Consider the following 19620-nt stretch of genomic DNA (forward strand, 5'->3'; position numbering starts at 1 on the left):
AGGCGCAGGCGTTACTTGCCGAAAGCGCATCGGGATTTGGTCGATTGTTGTGTTTGCGCAGGCTTCACCAGTGAATTGTATCGAACGATCTGTTCTAGTCTGGGCGGAGAAGTTTCCGGGCGCAGACTTGGCCAAAAAATGCAGCAGGGGCGGGAGTGAGTGAACTGATGTCCGAATCCAGGTTCGTCGATAGTTTCGAGACGCATATCGCCGGGATCGACAGCGTTGCCCTCGACCAGTTGCATGCACTGTCGATGACCGTCGCCTGGCCGCATCGCGGTGAAGACTGGCAGTTCCTGCGGGAGTTCGGACAGGGCATCGTGGCGATCGATGAAATCGGCCGTATCCTGGGCTCTGCCATGTGGTTTCCCTATGACGCGCAATTTGCCACGGTCGGTATGGTCATCACCTCGCCGCGTCTTCAAGCCAATGGCGCCGGGCAATGGTTGATGGGACACGCGCTGAATCAGGTCGCCGGGCGGAACCTCGGACTGAATGCGACGCGCGCAGCGCGCCGTCTTTATCGGTCCCTGAATTTTGTTCGGGAGGCGCTCGTCTTTCAATGCCAAGGCGAAGCGATCTTGCCGCCGGATGTGGCGCCGCCATCCGGCGCCGTGATACGGGCCGTCGAGGCTGGTGATCTTGAAGCGATCGCCGAATTGGATTGCGTGGCTTTCGGCACGGATCGCAAACTGCTCCTGGCCCGGCTTCTGGCAAATTCCAAGGGCATCGTGTTGAGCCGCGCCGGCCGGATTGAGGCATTCTCGCTTTGCCGGCGGTTCGGGCGTGGCCATGTCATCGGTCCCGTTGTGGCGCGCAGTGACGCAGACGCGATCGCCGTCGCCCGCCCGCATGCAGCCGAGCACGCAGGAGCGTTCCTGCGCCTCGACACACGCGAGCAGGGCGGAGCCTTTTCCGATTTCCTCTCCCGCTGCGGTCTTCCTGTCTACGATATCGTGACGACCATGTCGCTCGGTGGCCCTTGGCTTCCGGTTGCCGGACGCGCGGTGGCGCCGGAGCCGAAGACCTACGCACTCGTGAGCCAGGCGCTCGGTTGACGCAAGCCTACCTGGGGATCGTTATCGGGTTTTAAGCGCCGGGACAGACCGGTATGTCGGTTAGAGCCTGCCGGCGTTCAACCTCGGGCCGGAACGAACGATATTGCCAGAGACCTTCCGGGCTTTCCCTTCGGTACACGGTCTCGAGCCAGAACACTGTGTCATCGATCGGCAAGACAGGATGCCACGCATACCACTCCGACCAGATTTTTCCTGCCGGGTCGCTCTCCATGATCGCCACTTGCCTCCTCATCATCGGCGTAACTCGAACATTCGTGCGGCACGGGAGCCGCTGCGATCCCGGCGTGTCTCGGAAAATGTTCTACGATGGAGAATAACAGCAAGTGAATATTCTTCAATGGAGATCATTTCCCGTTTTGCGCGAAGTCTTCCTCGTCCCCCGTCGGGAGATGTTTCAGGTTGTAAGATTAGGTTCTGTTGACGATGATTTCGTCGGTGAATGCAACGCCTCGATTGGGCTTCGACACCGGCGATGAGCTGCGGTGTTCAATCACCACCGATCTGTTGCGTGACGGTTTGGATGGCTTAGCTAATCGAACGCAGCCCGAGATAGGCCGCCAGACTGATGGCGGAGAGGGCAATCGTCAGCCTGGGTCTCGCATCGTCGAACATCGCCGCCAGCGAAAGGCCGAGCATCAGAATGACGGATTTGGCCCAAAGATCCTGATCAGAGACGGTGAAAGCGATTGCCGCCAGATAGACGGCGCTTGCGACGATCGTCACTGGGGCGGATTTCTCGGCGAGATCTCCGCCTGCGAAATACGGCAGGAGAAAACGGCGCATGCTCAAGCCTGAAGCGACGCTCAGAAGAAGACAGGTCAAGACAAGATGCAACATAGGGTCGTCGCCGATCGATCTGCAGATGGCCTTGCGGATGCAAACCTCATGCCAGCCCCAAACCCGCAAATCCCCATCCGACAGAGGCATGTCGCCGCTTGCATGGCTATTTCCTCGGCGTCGCGATCCTTTTTTCGGCAATCGCTTGCTTGTCCGGTCCCCGGCTTGCGTTTTTTCGTCCAATGCCGAAACCGGCTTGAGTTGGCATAATGATTTTTATATAGAGAATTATCTACCGTCTTAATTCCGGAAACGAGATCTTTTCATTGGACCTTTCATCGATCGAGATATTCCTCGCTGTCGCCAGCGACCGCAGCGTGACGAAGGCTGCCAAGGCCGTAGGGCGAGTTCCGTCGAATGTGACGACGCGTATCCAGCAATTGGAGGAGGACCTCGGCGTTTCCCTCTTCAGCCGTGACGGCAAGAAGATGACGTTGACGCGGGAGGGTGAGACGTTTCTCGGCTATGCCAACCGGCTTATGACGCTTGCGCTCGAAGCGCGCCAGGCCGTGCGGCCTCTCGCCCCATCGGGGACGTTGCGGGTCGGCACCATGGAGAGCACGGCGGCAAGCAGGCTGCCGGCGGCGCTAACGCAATTCAATCAGATGTGGCCTGATGTGTCGCTTCATCTGACGATGGGAGCGTCCCGCGATCTGACCCGCGACGTTCTCTCCGATGTCCTGGATTGTGCGCTGATTGCCCGCCCGCCGAAGACGATGCGGGAGGAAGACTCGAGCTTCGATGCCGAACTCAAGGCACTGGAAATAGAGCCGGTCTTCGTCGAGGACCTGTTGATCGTGTTGCCATCCGGGCATCCCTCCATCAAATCCGCCGCAGACCTGCGTGTCGGATCGCTCGCCGCTCTCGAGCCCGGCTGCACCTATCGCAGGATCGCCGAAAACTGGGCGCGCAAATCGAGCGCCCTGCCGACGAGCGAGCTCGGCTCCTACCACGCGATCCTGGCGAGCGTTGCGACCGGCAACACGGCGGGTGTCATGCCGCGATCCGTCCTTGATCTCATGCACTGGCCGACGCCTGTCCAGACCCATCAGCTAGGCCCTGTCGAGACGCTGCTCGTCTACCGCAAGAATGATCGTCCCAGCGCGTTCAACGCATTCCACGAAGTCCTCAGCGCGACAAAGGGCAGAGATGTCAGGCTGGCGACAAACTAGCTCTCACATTTCCCGTTCGCCCTCCACCTAATCCTCGCTTAATTGGTCTTGTCATGCAGTATCCCGTTTCCCCGAAGGTGGGACCGAGCCGCTTCCGCCGCTTCCGTTTGTTTTCACCTATTCTGGCCGGTGCGACCTTACGAGAGCGATTGATTGCATGTCTCGGCGCTTTGCTGGCCATTGGTTTCACCGGCGTCATCAGCGGCTATCTGTTTGGCCAGGGGCCACATCTTCCTCTGATCGTCGCGCCGATGGGAGCGTCCGCGGTGCTTCTTTTTGCGGTGCCGGCAAGCCCGCTGGCGCAGCCATGGTCGATCATCGGCGGCAATACCATTTCCGCTCTGATGGGAATCATTGCCGCCTATTTCATTCGCGATCCGATCATCGCGACCGGCGTCGGCGTTTCGCTTGCCATCGGCGCGATGTCCTTCACGCGCTGCCTTCATCCACCCGGCGGAGCCGCCGCACTGACCGCCGTGCTCGGCGGCCCTGTCGTTGCCGGCTGGGGGCTCCTCTTTCCCTTCGTGCCCGTCGCTTTGAACTCCTGCATTCTCGTCGGCCTTGGCCTGCTGTTCCACAAGGTGTCCAAGCGGAATTATCCGCATGTCGTTCCGAAAGCGGCAGAGAACACCCATCAGACGATCGACCTGCCATCCATGGTGCGGGTGGGTTTTCGCGAGGAGGATGTCGATGCGGCCCTCGAAGCGCTTGACGAAACCTTCGATATCGACCGGGCAGACCTTAGCCGGCTGTTGCAGCAGGTCGAGCTGCAAGCGGCCATCCGCTCAAACGGCAAGATCAACTGTGCCGATATCATGTCGCGCGACGTGATCGCCATTGGCGAAGCTTCGGAGCCGGATGCCGCACGGCATCTTCTCTTGAAGCATAATATCCGCACCTTGCCGGTGAAGGACCCAGAGGGCCGCCTCGTCGGCACCGTCGGCTTGCGGGAATTGTCCATGAGCACCGAGACAATCGCGCATGCGATCGCGAGACCGGCGGTAGCGAGGCCCTCGGACCCCGCTCTGTCGCTATTGCCGGTTCTGACGGACGGGCGCACGCATGCCGTCATCATTGTCGATGACGATTACCGGATCCTCGGCCTGATATCGCAGACGGATCTGCTGAGCGCAGTGGCGCAGCTACTGCCAAAGGAAGACAATGAGATCCCGGCGGTGGCCTGAGTGGTCGGCGTGGAACGTAGCTGGAGAAAAAGTCGGTGCTGATCGAGCGCGATGCAAATGGCGATTTCATCCTGGAATCATCGGAATTGGCGGAGCGGTTCGGGCTGTCGCTTGCCGATCTTCGCCGCCACATGCGCCATGGTTCCGTCGTCAGTTCCGTGGAAATCGGGACAGCTGAACACGAGGGGACGAAACGAGTGTCGCTTCGGCTCGGCAACAGGCTTTGGCAAGCCGTTTTGAACGATGAAAATGAAGTGCAGCAGGAGCAGATGACCGTTCTTCGGGGTAAATCCTCCGGACGGCGCACACGCTGACACCATCATTATGTGTGGTCCCGCGCGGTACTTATGACGCGCAGGCGCGGCATTCCCTACCGCTCGCTCGTTTCGAAGAGGCCGCGGGCCGCCTCGACCATCGACTGCAGGTGATTGGCGTCGCGCACACCCTGCCGGTAGAGTTCGATGACGATGCTCGCCATTCGTTCGGCTTCGTCGCTGTCCTTTGCCACCTGGTAATCGGATCTGATCTTGTCGAAGACCTGCTGGCAGATTTCGAGATCGCGGGAGTCCAGCGGTACCTGCGATCGAGTTTTGATCGTTTGAACCATCTCTATTCCCTCCGAAAGGGCCCGCCGGCCAAGCCGGCGGGCCGGTAGCGGTCTTAGAAGTCCATGCCGTGGCCGGCGGGCAATGGCGGCGGCGCGTCCTTCTTGGGTTTCTCGGCGATCATGGCCTCCGTCGTGACCAGAAGACCGGCGATGGAGGACGCATCCTGCAGCGCGGTGCGCACCACCTTGGCCGGATCGATAACGCCCTGGGCATAGAGGTCGCCATATTCGCCCGTCTGAGCGTTCCAGCCGTAGGAGAACTCGGTCTTCTCGCGCAGCTTGCCGACGATGATCGAGCCTTCCGCTCCGGCATTTTCGGCGATCTGGCGAGCCGGGGCCTCGACCGCGCGGCGGACGATCTCCACACCGACGCGCTGGTCCTGGTTGGCCGTGTTGAGATTGTCGAGCGCCTTGACGGCGCGCAGCAGCGCCACGCCGCCGCCAGGCAGGATGCCTTCCTCCACCGCCGCGCGGGTTGCATGAAGCGCGTCGTCGACGCGGTCCTTCTTCTCCTTCACTTCGACTTCCGTCGAGCCGCCGACGCGGATAACGGCAACGCCGCCGGCGAGCTTTGCAAGGCGTTCCTGCAGCTTCTCGCGGTCGTAGTCGGAGGTGGTTTCCTCGATCTGGGCGCGGATCTGGGCAATACGGCCTTCGATGTCGGACTTGGCGCCTGCCCCATCGACGATCGTCGTGTTTTCCTTCTCGATCGACACCTTCTTGGCTCGGCCGAGCATGTCGAGCGTGACGGATTCGAGCTTGATGCCGAGATCTTCGGAGATGACGGTGCCGGCGGTCAGGATGGCGATGTCTTCGAGCATGGCCTTGCGGCGGTCGCCGAAGCCAGGCGCCTTGACGGCAGCGATCTTCAGGCCGCCGCGCAGCTTGTTGACGACGAGCGTTGCGAGGGCTTCGCCTTCGACGTCTTCAGCGATGATCAGCAGCGGCTTGCTGGATTGGACGACTGCTTCGAGAACCGGCAGCATCGACTGCAGGTTCGACAGCTTCTTCTCGTGGATGAGGATATAGGGGTCTTCGAACTCGACCCGCATCTTGTCGGCATTGGTCACGAAATAGGGGCTGAGATAGCCGCGATCGAATTGCATGCCTTCGACGACTTCGAGTTCGGTTTCGGCGGTCTTGGCTTCTTCGACGGTAATGACGCCATCATTGCCGACCCTTTCCATGGCTTCCGCCAAAAAGCGGCCGATTTCGGGATCGCCGTTGGCGGAGATCGTGCCGACCTGGGCGATCTCGGAATTGTTGGAGATCTTGCGGGCATTGGCCTTCAGTTCCGCGACGATGGCGCCGACCGCAAGATCGATGCCGCGTTTCAGGTCCATCGGGTTCATGCCCGAAGTCACCGCCTTGGCGCCCTCCTTGACGATCGCCTGGGCCAGCACCGTTGCAGTCGTGGTGCCGTCGCCGGCGACGTCGCTGGTCTTCGAGGCGACTTCGCGGACCATCTGAGCGCCCATGTTTTCGAACTTGTCTTCGAGTTCGATTTCCTTGGCGACCGAAACGCCGTCCTTGGTGATGCGCGGCGCGCCGAAAGACCTTTCGATCACGACGTTGCGGCCTTTCGGGCCGAGGGTCGCCTTCACGGCGTTGGCCAAGATGTCGACGCCTCGCAGCATCTTCTCACGGGCTTCTGTGCTGAATTTGATTTCTTTAGCAGCCATGTCCTCACTCCTTCATCGGCAGCCAGAGCAGTTCCAGGAAAAGTGCGGCGCGGTTTTCCGCTTGGAATTGCGTCAGAAATAAAAGGTTGGAGCTGTTCTGCGTTTCCATGAAAAGCTGAAGCGCTCCAGCGTTGACGGATGTCCGTAGGGATCTCAGGCGGCCTGCTTCTTTTCGCCCTGGGTTTCGATAATGCCCATGACATCGCTTTCCTTCATGATCAGCAGATCTTCACCGTTGATCTTGATCTCGGTGCCGGACCACTTGCCGAACAGGATGCGATCGCCGATCTTGACGTCGAGAGCCTGGATCTGGCCGGCGTCGTTGCGTGCGCCGGGGCCGACGGCGATAACCTCGCCTTCCTGCGGCTTCTCCTTGGCGGTGTCGGGAATGATGATGCCGCCCTTGGTCTTTTCCTCTGAATCGACCCGGCGGACGAGAATACGGTCATGAAGCGGTCGAAACGACATGTCTTCCTCCATCGATGAACAATGATGACGTTGTTCCCGTGGCCGGACCGGATAACCAATCCGGGCGGGTGCAGGTTCGCGCGCGCCTTGCGCGAATGATCTGGTTCGAGGGTTCAGCAATTTCAAGAGGCGACGAAAGAAAAATTAGCACTCTCCGCCGAAGACTGCTAACGCCCAACAGGGAACAGACAATCGGCTCCTGCGTTCCAATAAAAGGGCGAACGGCATTGAGGCTTGAATCCGTATTTCGGCATTCCTAGTTCTTTGGTGGCCGAGGCTTGATGAGCTCGGTCACCGTCCCACGTCTTTAGGAGTGAGTGACATGGAAGAGAACACCAAACTAATCAAAGACCTCAGTATCGAGGAACGCGAGGAAATCCTCGTCGATATCGCTCGTACGCTGGAGGACACGGCGCGTGAGGCCTTTGTCGAAGGCAATACGCAATTTGCGGCAATCTCCAACAACATGGCTGAAGCGATCCGCGTCAACGCCGATGAGCTCGCCCGTGATGATCCGGAAAATGCCGAGCTCGTATTGCAGCAGGCAACGGCGATGATCTCGCAATTCGAAGCCGTGCACCCCTATCGGATGGTGAGCATGGCCGTCCATTGATCGCCGGATGCGTGGCTCCGCCTCGATCCCCCGCTCAAATCAATCGCCACCCACGCGGAACTCTCACTGCTTGCGAAGGTTATTGGATCACAACATCGAAAGGTGATCCATGATGACTTTCAGATCCAACGTGCCGCCAGAGAGCGGCACCGACGATGCGCGGTCCGCCGATACCGAACGGGCCGAAACCGATCGCAAAAGGGCATTGGAGACCGCCCGGCGCAATGTGAGTTCGGTATTAAGTCGCGATAGCGGCACCGAAACCCCAAGCCTGAAGCTTGCGAAAAAATATCTCAGTCTCGGCGGCCACCGCCGGTCGATGATCGATGACAATATCACCGATGTTCGCCACTGGGACAAGGATCCGCCGGAGGCCGAACGGTTCTGGAAGGAACGGGTGGAGACGCTTCCAAAGGATCAACGCAAGCAGGTGGAGGATTTTCTTCCAACCATCAACACGCCCTGAAAAGGGCGGCCGAGCCGCTCTTCGGGCGGCTCGTTCCAATGCGCTTGGAGGCGATCATGGCTATAGACAAGCACGAGCAAATCCGTCGCCGTGCCTACGAAATCTGGGAGGCCGAGGGCCGCCCGGATGGCGCTGACCAGCGCCATTGGCTTCAAGCCTGCGACGAACTTGCCGGCGAGGATGAGCATGAGACGCTGCAGAACTTGCTCGATGAAGACGACAGGGATGATGCGGCATTGCTTCAAGGGGCGGGCGAGAGCGGCGATTTCGATCGGCCAAGAACGTGGCCTGTTGAGGCCGCCAAGGCTCCCGTGCCTGACATAGAGATGACGACGGGCGAAAAGCCTTCCTGGCGGAAGATCAGGAAGACCGAAGGGCCGTGATCGCCATGCAGCATCTCGACCATGCCATCCAGATCGCTCTTACGGCCCACGAAGGCCAGGCGGACAAGACCGGCCGGCCGTTCTTCGAGCACTGCCAGCGAGTAGCGCTTCTCGTTTCCGGTGAGGAGACGCGAACGGTCGCCTACCTTCATGACGTCGTCGAGAAGGGCAGCGGCTGGACGCTCGACAGGCTGCGGGAAGAAGGGTTTCCGCCGGCGATCATCTCCGCGGTGAATGCTCTGACACGGCGGCCGGACGAGCCGGATGACGATTTCGTCAGACGTGCGGCATCAAACGCGCTGGCCTTGCCCGTCAAACGGGCCGATCTCGAAGATAATCTCCGACAGGCCGAACAAGCTGGCAAGAAAACGGAAAAATACCAGCGCGGCCTGGATCTCTTGCGCGACATCAGGAACGGACAATAGGACCGCGGACGAATTTGCGCAGTTCGCCTGCAACTGCCACCAAAGGTCGGCAATCGGCGCAAGGGCGCACTCCTCGGCTTCCATGTCACGTGCAGAGCGCGACCGCAACCTGGCCTCCGCTTGCAGCGGCGGAGGCCGTTTGGCGGCATTTCATGCTTTGTTGGCAAACCACACCGTCGGCGCGCCGAGCACGCCTCCCGTGCGCATCGCCGTCTTCAGCTCGTCCAGCTTGCTAAATGCCTGCGCCGCTTCAAGCGTGGCAAACTCGTGGGTGACGGTAATATCGTTCGGATTGTCGTTGGCGCGATAAACGGCTTGCGCCGTTACCCCGTTGACCTTCTGCACCGGCGAAAAGCCATCATATATCTTGCGCCAGGCGGCATAATCGGAGACCTCGTGCCTTACGAATAATGTCGTCATATCAACCTCCCGCGTTGCATTTCCAAGTCTCGTCGAGATGTGTGTTACGATTGAACGAGGAACGTCATGGTCTCGGGCAAGACGCCGTCACTCGCCATCGCATCGGCCGCCGCCTTGGTCTGCATGAAGGCCATCAACTTATCCATATCAGCAACGTCCATGACCAGGCCGACGCGGTTAGACGTTTGAGGGTCTGTAAACGTGCGAATGTTCGTGACGCCGACGGGTTCCAATACCTGCTTGCGGATCGGTGAGGCGAGCCAGTGTTCCGTGTCTTTGACGTCGTGGCAGATCATTATGGTAGGCATTGCGTCCTCCTCTCAAGATCTCGGAAACTGAAAGCTGAGTATGCTGCTGCGCTTTGCCGGATTTCATTACAGCAATGTTGCGAAGAGTGGGTTTTTCTTATTCATTAGTTGAGGGTGTAAATATAATTATCGAGTAATTCGAAAATATTATGCGGCGGCGGCGTTGGGCGCGCATTGGCTTTTCGAGAATAGCTTTGGTGACGGTTCCCAAGTCAGCGAGCGTCATTGGTGCTAAGATATGATCGTGATGCCCGCACGGCGCCCATAGTCCCGCAGTTCGAGAAGGAGATCGGCGTCCGCACCGGCGTCAATGGATTGAACGACGTCGAGCCGGTCCTCTGCCAGGCGATCCTCGAACAGGATGATGCATTGCTCGGGGTCGCACTGGCGGGACGTCCAGATCAACCCGTCGACGTCGGCGCGCGTCCGATGAATGGCTTCGGCCCACAGGACGGTCTCGCCATATGTCGTCTTCGGCGTTTCGATGAGATCCGTTCGATTGAGTTTCCAGGCTTTCAAATCGGGTGCGAAAAGGCTTGCCAACCGTAGATCACGCTTTGGCGCGATGACGCTCACCGTCCGCGCTTCGACGACGGCAAGCCGGACGGTCTTGAAAGCGGCGGCCGGTTCGATGTCGTGAAAGATCGACTCGAAGGCGGCCGCCTCTCTGCTCGTTGCCGCATAGAGCGTCGCGACACAATTGCCGTGCGCGTCGTTGAACGGTGCAAAGCGCGTCGGCTGTCCCTTGCAGGGATTGAATTGCCCTGCCCGGAACGAAGACAGATGGGTCCGATGAAGCGCCGTACCCGCCTTGATCGTCCGGATGTTGATCGTTGGAAAAGGAGATGGCGGGCATGGCAGAGGAGGGTGGCTCACCCAATGACCTCTTGCCGTTCACGGGCCGCGGCAGCAGCCACCGCGTCGATATCGTCAAGCGCATCCATGGGCGCCTTGTCGTCCAGCCAGCCGTTCGTTGAAACGAACCAGAATGCGCGCTGCCATGGAGACAGGTTTTCCGGAAGCGCCACAAGCGCCTTCTTGATCGCAGGATGCGGCCGTCCGTCCCGGAGCTGAAACGCCGGAAAATATTCGGTGCCGCGATGATGTACTGAGAAAATGTCGCCGGCTTTCTTCCAGCGCGCCGCAGTCGCGTAGAGGTTTCTCGCGCTTGAGCCGGCGCGGTTTCCGATCTCCGCGCTGGTGAGCTGTGGCACCTCAGCGATGAAGCGATCCCTGAGCTCCAGATTGTCCGCTGCGAGCACGCCACGCGCCTCGCCAAGCTCATCAGGCAGGATAACGTCCGCGAGCTTGTTGATCGCGTCTTCCAGCCGGCTTTCTTCCAGCGAGCCGCTGACGCGGACCATCGTCTGGAAGAAGGTCTTGACGGATCTGCGATGTCCTTCCGGGAGATCGGGTTTCAAGCGGATTACCACGGAATCCCCGACCGCAACATTTGCCATCGCCTTGGCGAGCTTCGCGAGTTCGGGGTCCGAGTTCTCAGGAAAAGCAGATCGATCGACGGCGAACTTCGTCAGGGTTTGCAGGAAGGCATCCGCGAACGCATCACGCAGAGCGTTTTCATCCGAGGTCCGTTCCGGAGCAACGCCTTTGCGCCGGCGGCCAGCCAATGGCACGGTTCGTCCGTCGTTGGCGGACGACCGATCAATCATGAGAAATTCGGAAAAGAGAGCTTCGGTCATTTCGGCCAGGTGAGATTGGTGATAAGCATCTCAATATCACTTAGGTCATGCAAAGTCGATTGCAATGGGGAGTATCAGGATGACCATACAGCTACGTCCCGAGGGCGAATGCCGGCACCCGTAGGCCGTTCTCGCGGAAGAGCCGCTCCAACTCGTCGAGGCGAGGACAGGCGGGCGGGTTATCGAGCGCTTTTGCCCAATTCCCGCGACGGGGCAGGGCCATTGCCGCAGTTGCGAGCACGGTGGTTCCGGGGCCGATTTCGCCGCGCAGCTGCGGCAGCAGGGTCTTGGCGTGGATGAGATTTGTGTTTGGTATCGGGCTCATCGCATGGCCGGCCCTTCGATTTGGCGATAGATCGACGATCGCGCTGATATCAGTCTGTCCGTACCAGACGGACCGACCATCGCTTACATCGGAGCGATCGGCATTGAAATCCGCGCGTTCGATCGCAAAGCCGCCCTCGATGGTGCCAAGGGTGCGCGGCGTGGTGATGCGGTGGATGCGAATGTGCCACGGGTTTTCGGGAAGCAGCCAGGATTCGATGGTGACATCGCTCCAGGGGCGCCAGCGCGAATAGAGCAGGTCGCCAGCGATCAACGCCTCTTCGAGAGATTCCCGCATCCGGAAATGGACGCCGTCATCGGAGAGGCCGAGCATGCCGTCGAAGCTCGCGGCGGAGAAATTCCGGTCGTCGGCTTCGATGTTGAAGGCGTAGCGCGTGGAGTAGACGAATTTCGAATATTTCTCGTTTGCGCCGAGCATCTTGTCGTGCTGCTGCCCTGAGGAGAGTACGACCACGTTTCCCGGCGTGTGCATGGCGACCATTCCCGCCGGCTTCAACGCAACCGGCTCCGGAAATTCCGGCTGCGGTGCCTCCTCGGCCGCCCAGAACGGATGATCCCCCGGAAGGGCGAGCGGCAGGAAGAATTTCAGCGCCCAATAGGGCGAGCCGGGAGAGTTGTAGCTCTCGCTCATGAAGAGGTTCGGATAGCCGTAGCCGACCGAAAGAACGCCGTCGCGATCGGCAATCGGCATCGCCGACCACCAGCGGATATGGCGCATGTAATAGCCCTTGATCTCCGCCCAGGGCAGGGCTTCGACGCCGGCAAAGGCAAGCGCGCCCCAAAAGCCACCCGCCGCGAAGCGGTAGGTCTGGCTGCGGCCGAAGGCAAGGGCTGCTCCATCGGGGCCGAACCAGTGGCGGATATCCCTGGCGAAGATCTCGGCGCGATCGCGGAAGCGGTCCTTGCGCGCCTCGTCGCCCTTGGCCAGCACCGCATAGATCAGGCCGTAGAAATGCATGGCGAAGGGAATGTAATGATCGACCCGCCGCACCGGCCCGTCGCGATACCAGCCGTCGCCGAGGTCGAAGGCTTCCAGTTCATCGAGATAGGCGAAGGTTTTCCGGTGATCGAACGCCACGCTCACGCGTTCCAGCCCGAGGTCGATCAGCACGCGGAAGAATTTCCAGTTGTTGTCGATGAATTCCAGCTCGCGCGCTCTGAGAAGATAGGCGGCGACCGTCTTCTTCTCGCTGTCGTCAAGCGGTTCCCAGATGTGCTCGGGCACCAGCGCCAGGGCGAAGCCGACGGCGGCGAGTTCGACCAGCCGCTGATTGCGGTCGGCAAGATCGCCCCAATATTCGGGATGAGCGGGATTGGTGCCGTTTGCCAGCCCGCAGCGATAGAGATCCCAATGCGGAAACGCGCCGCCGCCGGCAACGAGCGGAACGATCCCCCAGAGCGGCCGCGCAAATCCCTCCAGATCCGCCGCCGCGCGATCGAAGATCGCGCCGGCCGCACCGAGGCGCACCCGGGCGCCGCCTTCGGAAAAATAAGGCAGCAGCGGCTCGAAGAGATCGGTGACGGCCTTGGCGAGGTCGTCGCGCGTCTTCAGGGGATTCCCGAAAAGCGGATTGGCCCGGGCGGGATCATATATCATTGTCAGGCTCGAAATTCATGAAAAGCTGGATCGGCCGCGGGCAGATATTGCCCGCGGCCCGTCGACATTTCTGGACACTTACTTGATGGCCTTCACGCCTTCGGTCATTTCCTTCAGCCCGTCATCGACGGAGGTGCTGTCGGTCATGATCGCGTCATGCGCGCGATTGAGCACGACCTCGATCTTGGCGGCGTTGGGGTTGACCGCCATCTCCAGGTAGGTTTTCGACGGCTTCAGCGCCTCCTTGCTGGCCGCATCCTCAGGAAAACCGGGTGTTGCCGCGATCTTGGCGCTGACATCATCCGTCTTGAGCGCAGGGAAAGTGCCCGTCGACGCGATGACTGCTGCGCCCTCAGGACCGGTGACGAACTTGATGAAATCGAGAGCGGCATCCTTGTGAACGGAGTTGGCGTTGACCGCCAGGCCCGAGATCTGCGCAGCGGTCGTGCCGATTGCCACACCGTCGGGATGCGGGAACTTCACGATGCCCCAGTTCTTGCTCTTCGATTCACCCGATTTCACCTTGGTGATCTGGGTGCCGACGAACCAGGTTCCCATCGGCAACATGCCGATCGTGCCATTAAAGAAGAGCGCCGAATAATGCGTGTTCGACGTCTTCAGGAAAGCATAGGAGGGAATCGCGCCATCCTTCTGCAGGGTCAGCGCCCGCTCGTACCAGGGCTTCAGGAAGCCGTAGTCGCCGTCGACCAGCGTGTGTTTTCCATCGAGGATGCCGGGCAGCTGAACGGTCGACCGCCAGGTGTGCAGAAGCGCGCCGTAGGTCTTGTTGGTGCCCATGCCGCCCGAAAGCTTCTCGGCGGTCTCGTCGAACTGCGCCCAGGTCATGTCATTGGTGGGGTAGGCGACGCCTGCCTTGTCGAATATATCCTTGTTGTAATAGACAACCCAGAAGTCGGAGCGGAACGGCAGGGAGTAGATCTTGCCGTCGATGGTCAGCTCCTCGATCAGGCCGCCATAGGGAGCCGGGTCGATCTTCTGATCCTTCACGAAGCCGCTGAGATCGGCGATGTTGCCGGCGCGTATCAGATTAGCGTAGCCCGGCACATCCTTGACGGTGACGATGTCGATGTCCTTGGAGCCGCCGGTCAGCTGGGTCGAGATCATCTGCTGGTAGTCCTGCGAGCCGAGATCCATCGGCTCGAACTTCACGTTTGGGTGCTTGGCCTGATAGGCCTCGATCAGCGGCTTGTAATAGGCGGTCTTGTCCCAGTCCCACAAAGCCCATTTGAGCGTCACGGCGTCCTGGGCAAGCGCTGCCCCGGCCGTCATCGCCGCCAAGGTGAACCCCGCCACGGCAAGTTTCACCGTCCCCCCGAATTTATCCAAATACATTCCCGTTCTCCTTCCCTGGATCATCTCTGGATCAGTTGTTTTATAAAGCGTCTCGTGCATGCGGTTCGCGGTGCGGCTGCGTTGCGTTTGGCAGGTCTAGAACCATCACCGCCGCCCGATGGACGCCGAATGCGACGGCGAACATTCCGAGTGAAAAATTGACGGTTGCCGGCATGAACACCGAAACCGGATAGAAGAGGATATGCGCCAGCCAGAGACTGGCGGCGAAGGCGAGCGCGGCAAGCGCCGGGAGCGGACGGATGACCGAGGCGAGCGCGGCGAGGCGCAGCAATCTCAGAGCCGGCAGATCGCGCATCACCATCAGAATGACGAGATGGCAGGCGAGGACCGCGACGAAGGCGGTGGCGACGAGCGCGATCGTCAGTGGTGCGCTCAGCAACAGATTGTCCCGCGCGCCGGCGCCATAGGTTGCGATCGCGTAGAGGCAGACGGCGAGAGCGCCCGCCAGCGCCAGGCCCCAGGCGGTGGCGCGCCAGAAATAGCGCAGAAAGGCTTCCGTGAAGTCCCGCAGCAGATAGGTATTGCGGTCTTCCACGAGGGCCACCGAGACCCGGGCCATGGCGGCGAGCGCTGCCGGCAGCGTCACGACGAAGAGGCCGGCCAGGATGAAGAGGATGTTCAGCTTAACCATCTCCCACCATTCGCGAACGAGGATCTCGGCGAACAGGGCAAGGCCGTTCTTCTTCGGCGCATCCTTCGGAATGCCCGGCCCCTCCCTCGTCCACATGTCCCGCAACCACTGCATAGCCGTCTCCCGCAGGCGCCTCAGTATAGAATCGAGCGTTCCGTTTCCTTGTCGAACAGCTGCGCATTGGTCATATCGGCGACCAGCGTCGCTTCCTCGCCGATATCGGGCCGGTAGCGCGGCGAGACACGAGCGATCAGATTGCGCCCGCCTGCCACCATGTTCAGATGCACTTCCGATCCCATCGGTTCGGCAAGTTCCACGACCGCCTTGAGGGGCGCCAGGTTCTCCGGTGCGATGTCGGCCGGCGGCAGCTCGTGAAAATTCTCCGGACGGATGCCGAGCACCAATTCGCGGCCCTCGTAGGGGGCGATCCTGCCCTTGTCGAAATGGGCGGGCAGCGGCAGCTCCCGGCCGTCGAAGACGGCGATGTAGCCGTCGCCCCGGCGCAGAATGGTCGAGGGCAGCATGTTCATCTGCGGCGCGCCGATGAAGCCGGCAACGAACATGTTGACGGGGCGGTCATAGAGGTTCTGCGGCGTATCGACCTGCTGGATATGCCCGTCTTTCATCACGACGATCCGGTCCGCCATGGTCATCGCTTCCACCTGGTCGTGGGTGACGTAGATGAAGGTGGCGTTGAGGCGCTTGTGCAGCTTGGTGATTTCGGAGCGCATCGTACCGCGCAGCTTGGCGTCGAGGTTGGAAAGCGGCTCGTCGAGAAGGAAGACCGCCGGATTGCGCACCATGGCGCGGCCAAGCGCGACGCGCTGGCGCTGGCCGCCCGAAAGCGCCTTCGGCTTGCGGTTCAGGAGATGAGAGATGTCGAGGATCTTGGCGGCGTCCTGCACCTGGGCATCGATGAAGTCGCGCGACACCTTCCTGAGCTGCAAGCCGAAAGCCATGTTCTTGTAGACGGTCATATGCGGATAGAGCGCATAATTCTGGAAGACCATGGCGATATCCCGATCCTTGGAGGGAACGTCGTTCATGACGTCGCCGCCGATCCTGAGCTCTCCGCCCGATATTTCCTCGAGGCCGGCGATCATCCGCAGCGTCGTCGATTTGCCGCAGCCCGAGGGGCCGACCAGAATGATGAATTCCTTGTCTGCGATCTCGAGGTCGATGTCATGGACGACGGTGAGCGCACCGTAGCTCTTGTTCAGCTCTTTAAGCGAAATGCTGGCCATCGGGTTCTCCTGAATTCACCAATAGGAAGACCATCTGCGCGAAAGGCGCGTCAAAGCTTCCATGTAATAATAATCTCCCCAGGAGACGCATTCATCGACACCCTCGCCGCGGCAGGTGTTGAACGGCGATTTCTTGGAATAGGTGGCGTGCAGCACCAGGCCATTCGAGACGCTGGGATCCTTGACCGCATAGTGATCCGCAAGGCTCTTCATCATGCGCCGCGCCAGCGTGCGATAGCGTGCTGCCGGTTCCGGCTCGACGAGATCGGCCATCTCCAGAAGGCCGCAGGCGGTGATCGATGCCGACGAACTGTCGCGCGGCTCGCCGTCGCCGTCTGAAAAGACGAGATCCCAATAGGGCACCATGTCGGCCGGCAGCCGGTTGAGATAGAAGGCGAGCAGCCGGTCGAAGGTTTGGCCATATTCCTCGAGCCGCTCATAACGATAGGACAGCGCCATGCCAGCGATTGCCCAGGCCTGTCCGCGCGCCCAGGCGCTGTCGTCTTTGTAACCCTGCTTGGTGGCGCCGCGCACCGGCGCTCCGGTGACCGGGTCCATATAGAAGGTGTGATAGGTGGAATCATCAGGCCGAACCGAGTTGGCGAGTGTGGTGCGGGCGTGAATGAGCGCGATCTCGCGATATTTCGGGTCGCCGGTCTCGCGGCTTGCCCAGTAGAGAAGCGGCAGGTTCAGCAGGCAGTCGATGATGTAGCGGTATTCCTCCGCCACCCCCTTGCGGCCCCAGGCCTGGATGAACTGGCCGATGGGCTGGAAGCGCTCGATCAGCTGGTCGGCGGCCAGGATGGCGGCCTTGCGGCCATCCTCGTCTCCGACGAGCTTCCAGGCGGCGATGCAGGAGGGCGAATAGAGAAAGCCCATGTCGTGATGATCCGTCTCGATGCGGTTCACGATCCGATGCAGGAACGACTGGACCTGGATCTGCGCAGCATCCCGGAAAACCGCGTCGCCGCTATGCTCGAAAGCGAGCCATAGCTCACCGGGCCAGAAACCTGCGGTCCATTGGTCGTTCGCCACCGCGGGATAGAAATTTCCGACGCTCGAATGGTTCTGCGAGGCATGGGTGAACTTGGGCAGGTTGCGCCTGATCTGCTCGACGGCAAGATCGAGCGCAGCTTTGACCTCCGGATCGGTGATCGGCTGCGGGGCGACGGACGAGACGGCGTTCATGGATTTAACCCTTCAGTCCCGTCGAGGCGATGCCCTCGACGAAGAAACGCTGGAGAGAGAGGAAGACGACGAGAACCGGAATGAGGGCGACGACGGAAGCCGCCATGATGAGCCCGTATTCGGCCGAATATTGCGAGATGAACATGCGCAGGCCGATCTGGACGGTCTTCAGCTCGGTCTTGGTCAGGTAGATCATCGGCCCGAGAAAATCGTTCCAGGTGGTGACGAAGGTGAAGATCGTCAGCGTCGAGAGCGCGGGCTTCGACAGGGGCAGCATAATGCGCGCCCAGATCTGATATTCGTTCATGCCGTCGATGCGGGCCGCCTCGCAGAGCTCGGTCGGGATCGACATGTAGAACTGCCGCATCAGGAAGACGCCGAAGGCGGTGAAGGCCTGCAGGCAGATCAGCGCCAGATGCGTGTTGTTGAGGCCGAATTCACGCATCAGCAGGAATTGCGGCACCATATAGACCTGCCAGGGCATGGCGATGGTGGCGATGTAGCCGAGGAACAGGGTGTTCTTGTAGGGGAAATTTAGTTTCGCGAAGGCGTAGGCCGCAAAGCTGGAGGTCAAAAGCTGCAGCAGCGTGACGATGATCGTCAGCTTCGACGTGTTGTAAATGAACAGCGCAAGCGGGATCTTCGTCCAGATATCCACATAGTTCTGCCATTGCGGCTCAGACGGTATCCACTCGATTGGGAAAGCGAATACGTCGCGGCTGAGCTTCAGGGATGCCGAAAGCATCCAGGCAAAGGGCATCAGCATGACGAGCGTGACGGCGATGACGATGGCGTAGATCGCGATCGATCTGACGGTCACCTTGCGTCCTGCGATCCTCATGCCTCGTCCTCCCTCTGGCGCCGGAACTGGAAGACGGTGACGGCGAGCACGAGGAAGAACAGCACGAGCGAAACCATGCTGGAATAGCCGAGATCCCAGGAGATGAAGGCCTCGTTGTAGATGTGGTAGACGAGGACGAGCGTCGAGGTGCCAGGCCCGCCCTGGGTGATCATGTAGATCTGGTCGAACACCTTAAAGGACTGGATCGTCAGCATCACGGTGACGAAGAAGGTCGTCGGCCCGAGCTGCGGCACGGTGACATGGATGAACTTCTGCCAGGCATTGGCCCCATCGAGATCGGCGGCCTCATAGAGCTCCGAATTGATGCCCTGCAGGCCGGCCAGATAGATGACCATGTAATAGCCCATGTTCTTCCAGATGCCGAAGAGGATCACCGTCACCATCGCCCAGTGGCGATCGGCCGCCCATCCCGGCATATTCTTCGGGTCGAGGCCGAGTGTGTAGAGGATCATGTTCACCGGTCCCATCTCGGGATTGAAGATCATGTTCCAGACGACCGCGACGGCCACCAGCGAAGCGACATAGGGAAAGAACATTGCCGTGCGGAAGAAGTCGCGCCCGGCGATCTTCTGGTTGAGGAGAACGGCGAGGCCGAGCGCGCAGATGAGCGTCGCCGGCACGGAGGCGACCGTGTAGATGACCGTGTTCCAGAACGCCGCGATGAAGGCGTTGTCCTCGAAGAGCCGCCAGAAATTGTCCAGCCCGGCGAATGTGATCGCATTCGAGCCGTCCCAATGCATGAAGGCGAGCGCGAAGGCGAACAGGATCGGGCCGAGCGTGAAGACGGCAAAGCCGATGAAATTCGGGGCAATGAAGGAATAGGCGACGAGCGCGCTGCGCATCCTGCGCTGGCGCTTGGACAAGACCGCGACTTTTCGGCTTGAGATTGCCGGAGCGCCATCCGTCGCGATGACCGAATTCGATATGGACACCGATGCCTCCTCTTCCTCCCGCAACCACATAGCACATATCCGGTATTGGTCAAACAAGTTCTGAATAGGTCATACGAATTTCATGGAAAGCGTAGAACACATA

Annotated in this window: 24 protein-coding genes; 8 read left to right on the forward strand and 16 right to left on the reverse strand. The window is 60.3% G+C overall.

All coding sequences use genetic code 11. The features are described 5' to 3' along the window. Window positions 1–167: 167 nt before the first annotated feature. Window positions 168–1058, forward strand: a complete 891-nt coding sequence (locus tag RWJ89_RS01945) for a GNAT family N-acetyltransferase (RefSeq protein WP_206111759.1) — start codon at window positions 168–170, stop codon at window positions 1056–1058. 31 nt (window positions 1059–1089) lie between these two features. Here RWJ89_RS01945 and RWJ89_RS01950 read toward each other — a convergent pair whose 3' ends face one another. Together RWJ89_RS01950 and RWJ89_RS01955 are read right to left on the reverse strand one after the other, a co-directional pair. After that, window positions 1090–1314: a hypothetical protein gene (locus tag RWJ89_RS01950; protein WP_316030484.1), complete on the reverse strand. Its 225-nt coding sequence runs from the start codon at window positions 1312–1314 to the stop codon at window positions 1090–1092. Window positions 1315–1604: 290 nt separating this feature from the next. Then, a complete protein-coding gene (locus tag RWJ89_RS01955) occupies window positions 1605–1916 on the reverse strand; it encodes a hypothetical protein (protein WP_131662673.1) in 312 nt (103 codons plus the stop codon). A 266-nt stretch (window positions 1917–2182) separates the two neighbouring features. On the opposite strand from RWJ89_RS01955, the gene RWJ89_RS01960 reads away from it, so the two are divergent. The 3 genes from RWJ89_RS01960 to RWJ89_RS01970 are packed head-to-tail and all read left to right on the forward strand — an operon-like array spanning window position 2183 to window position 4586. After that, on the forward strand, window positions 2183–3088 hold the full coding sequence (locus RWJ89_RS01960) for a LysR family transcriptional regulator (protein ID WP_316030485.1): 906 nt from the start codon (window positions 2183–2185) through the stop codon (window positions 3086–3088). A 53-nt stretch (window positions 3089–3141) separates the two neighbouring features. After that, the gene (locus RWJ89_RS01965; RefSeq protein WP_077976854.1) at window positions 3142–4272 is read left to right on the forward strand and encodes an HPP family protein; all 1131 of its coding nucleotides are present in this window, start codon (window positions 3142–3144) and stop codon (window positions 4270–4272) included. 35 nt (window positions 4273–4307) lie between these two features. Beyond that, window positions 4308–4586 (forward strand): DUF6522 family protein, encoded by a 279-nt coding sequence (locus RWJ89_RS01970; RefSeq protein ID WP_316030486.1) that lies wholly within the window; start codon window positions 4308–4310, stop codon window positions 4584–4586. 56 nt (window positions 4587–4642) lie between these two features. Here RWJ89_RS01970 and RWJ89_RS01975 read toward each other — a convergent pair whose 3' ends face one another. The 3 genes from RWJ89_RS01975 to groES form a co-directional block, all read right to left on the reverse strand. After that, the gene (locus RWJ89_RS01975) at window positions 4643–4879 is read right to left on the reverse strand and encodes a hypothetical protein (protein WP_131662676.1); all 237 of its coding nucleotides are present in this window, start codon (window positions 4877–4879) and stop codon (window positions 4643–4645) included. Window positions 4880–4932: 53 nt separating this feature from the next. Further along, window positions 4933–6561, reverse strand: a complete 1629-nt coding sequence (gene groL / locus RWJ89_RS01980; RefSeq protein WP_316030487.1) for a chaperonin GroEL — start codon at window positions 6559–6561, stop codon at window positions 4933–4935. 153 nt (window positions 6562–6714) lie between these two features. Continuing rightward, the gene (groES, locus tag RWJ89_RS01985; RefSeq protein WP_168264306.1) at window positions 6715–7029 is read right to left on the reverse strand and encodes a co-chaperone GroES; all 315 of its coding nucleotides are present in this window, start codon (window positions 7027–7029) and stop codon (window positions 6715–6717) included. 322 nt (window positions 7030–7351) lie between these two features. Here groES and RWJ89_RS01990 point away from each other — a divergent pair, with 322 nt between their 5' ends. The 4 genes from RWJ89_RS01990 to RWJ89_RS02005 all read left to right on the forward strand — a co-directional run bounded on the left by RWJ89_RS01990 (window position 7352) and on the right by RWJ89_RS02005 (window position 8916). After that, window positions 7352–7642, forward strand: a complete 291-nt coding sequence (locus tag RWJ89_RS01990; RefSeq protein ID WP_020047251.1) for a hypothetical protein — start codon at window positions 7352–7354, stop codon at window positions 7640–7642. Window positions 7643–7751: 109 nt separating this feature from the next. Continuing rightward, on the forward strand, window positions 7752–8108 hold the full coding sequence (locus tag RWJ89_RS01995; RefSeq protein WP_168339453.1) for a hypothetical protein: 357 nt from the start codon (window positions 7752–7754) through the stop codon (window positions 8106–8108). 56 nt (window positions 8109–8164) lie between these two features. Next, window positions 8165–8491: a DUF2934 domain-containing protein gene (locus RWJ89_RS02000; RefSeq protein ID WP_025397142.1), complete on the forward strand. Its 327-nt coding sequence runs from the start codon at window positions 8165–8167 to the stop codon at window positions 8489–8491. Window positions 8492–8496: 5 nt separating this feature from the next. Further along, window positions 8497–8916: an HD domain-containing protein gene (locus tag RWJ89_RS02005; protein WP_077977048.1), complete on the forward strand. Its 420-nt coding sequence runs from the start codon at window positions 8497–8499 to the stop codon at window positions 8914–8916. Window positions 8917–9066: 150 nt separating this feature from the next. Here RWJ89_RS02005 and RWJ89_RS02010 read toward each other — a convergent pair whose 3' ends face one another. The 11 genes from RWJ89_RS02010 to RWJ89_RS02060 all read right to left on the reverse strand — a co-directional run bounded on the left by RWJ89_RS02010 (window position 9067) and on the right by RWJ89_RS02060 (window position 19547). Further along, entirely contained in the window at window positions 9067–9336 is a 270-nt protein-coding gene (locus tag RWJ89_RS02010) for a cyclase (protein WP_077976859.1), read from the reverse strand. 44 nt (window positions 9337–9380) lie between these two features. Further along, on the reverse strand, window positions 9381–9644 hold the full coding sequence (locus RWJ89_RS02015; protein ID WP_168280997.1) for a hypothetical protein: 264 nt from the start codon (window positions 9642–9644) through the stop codon (window positions 9381–9383). Between the two features lie 231 nt (window positions 9645–9875). Further along, complete coding sequence (locus RWJ89_RS02020) at window positions 9876–10520, reverse strand: RES family NAD+ phosphorylase (RefSeq protein WP_316030488.1); 645 nt, start codon at window positions 10518–10520, stop codon at window positions 9876–9878. Then, complete coding sequence (locus tag RWJ89_RS02025) at window positions 10517–11344, reverse strand: hypothetical protein (protein ID WP_316030489.1); 828 nt, start codon at window positions 11342–11344, stop codon at window positions 10517–10519. The genes RWJ89_RS02020 and RWJ89_RS02025 overlap by 4 nt, the downstream gene beginning before the upstream one ends. 91 nt (window positions 11345–11435) lie before the next feature. After that, window positions 11436–13286, reverse strand: a complete 1851-nt coding sequence (locus tag RWJ89_RS02030) for a DUF2264 domain-containing protein (RefSeq protein WP_316030490.1) — start codon at window positions 13284–13286, stop codon at window positions 11436–11438. Between the two features lie 78 nt (window positions 13287–13364). After that, on the reverse strand, window positions 13365–14639 hold the full coding sequence (locus RWJ89_RS02035; protein WP_316030491.1) for an ABC transporter substrate-binding protein: 1275 nt from the start codon (window positions 14637–14639) through the stop codon (window positions 13365–13367). Between the two features lie 40 nt (window positions 14640–14679). Then, a complete protein-coding gene (locus RWJ89_RS02040) occupies window positions 14680–15405 on the reverse strand; it encodes a YesL family protein (protein WP_131641309.1) in 726 nt (241 codons plus the stop codon). A gap of 20 nt (window positions 15406–15425) precedes the next feature. Further along, window positions 15426–16535: an ABC transporter ATP-binding protein gene (locus RWJ89_RS02045; RefSeq protein ID WP_077976866.1), complete on the reverse strand. Its 1110-nt coding sequence runs from the start codon at window positions 16533–16535 to the stop codon at window positions 15426–15428. Between the two features lie 15 nt (window positions 16536–16550). Then, window positions 16551–17723, reverse strand: a complete 1173-nt coding sequence (locus RWJ89_RS02050; protein WP_131641308.1) for a glycoside hydrolase family 88 protein — start codon at window positions 17721–17723, stop codon at window positions 16551–16553. A gap of 4 nt (window positions 17724–17727) precedes the next feature. Continuing rightward, a complete protein-coding gene (locus RWJ89_RS02055) occupies window positions 17728–18564 on the reverse strand; it encodes a carbohydrate ABC transporter permease (protein ID WP_077976868.1) in 837 nt (278 codons plus the stop codon). Next, window positions 18561–19547, reverse strand: coding sequence for a carbohydrate ABC transporter permease (locus RWJ89_RS02060; protein WP_221997937.1), 987 nt, complete (start codon window positions 19545–19547; stop codon window positions 18561–18563). Before RWJ89_RS02060 ends, RWJ89_RS02055 begins: the two co-directional genes overlap by 4 nt. Window positions 19548–19620: the final 73 nt, after the last annotated feature.

The sequence above is a fragment of the Rhizobium sp. 10PS4 genome (genome assembly GCF_032464805.1).
Taxonomy (GTDB): Bacteria; Pseudomonadota; Alphaproteobacteria; order Rhizobiales; family Rhizobiaceae; genus Rhizobium; species Rhizobium laguerreae.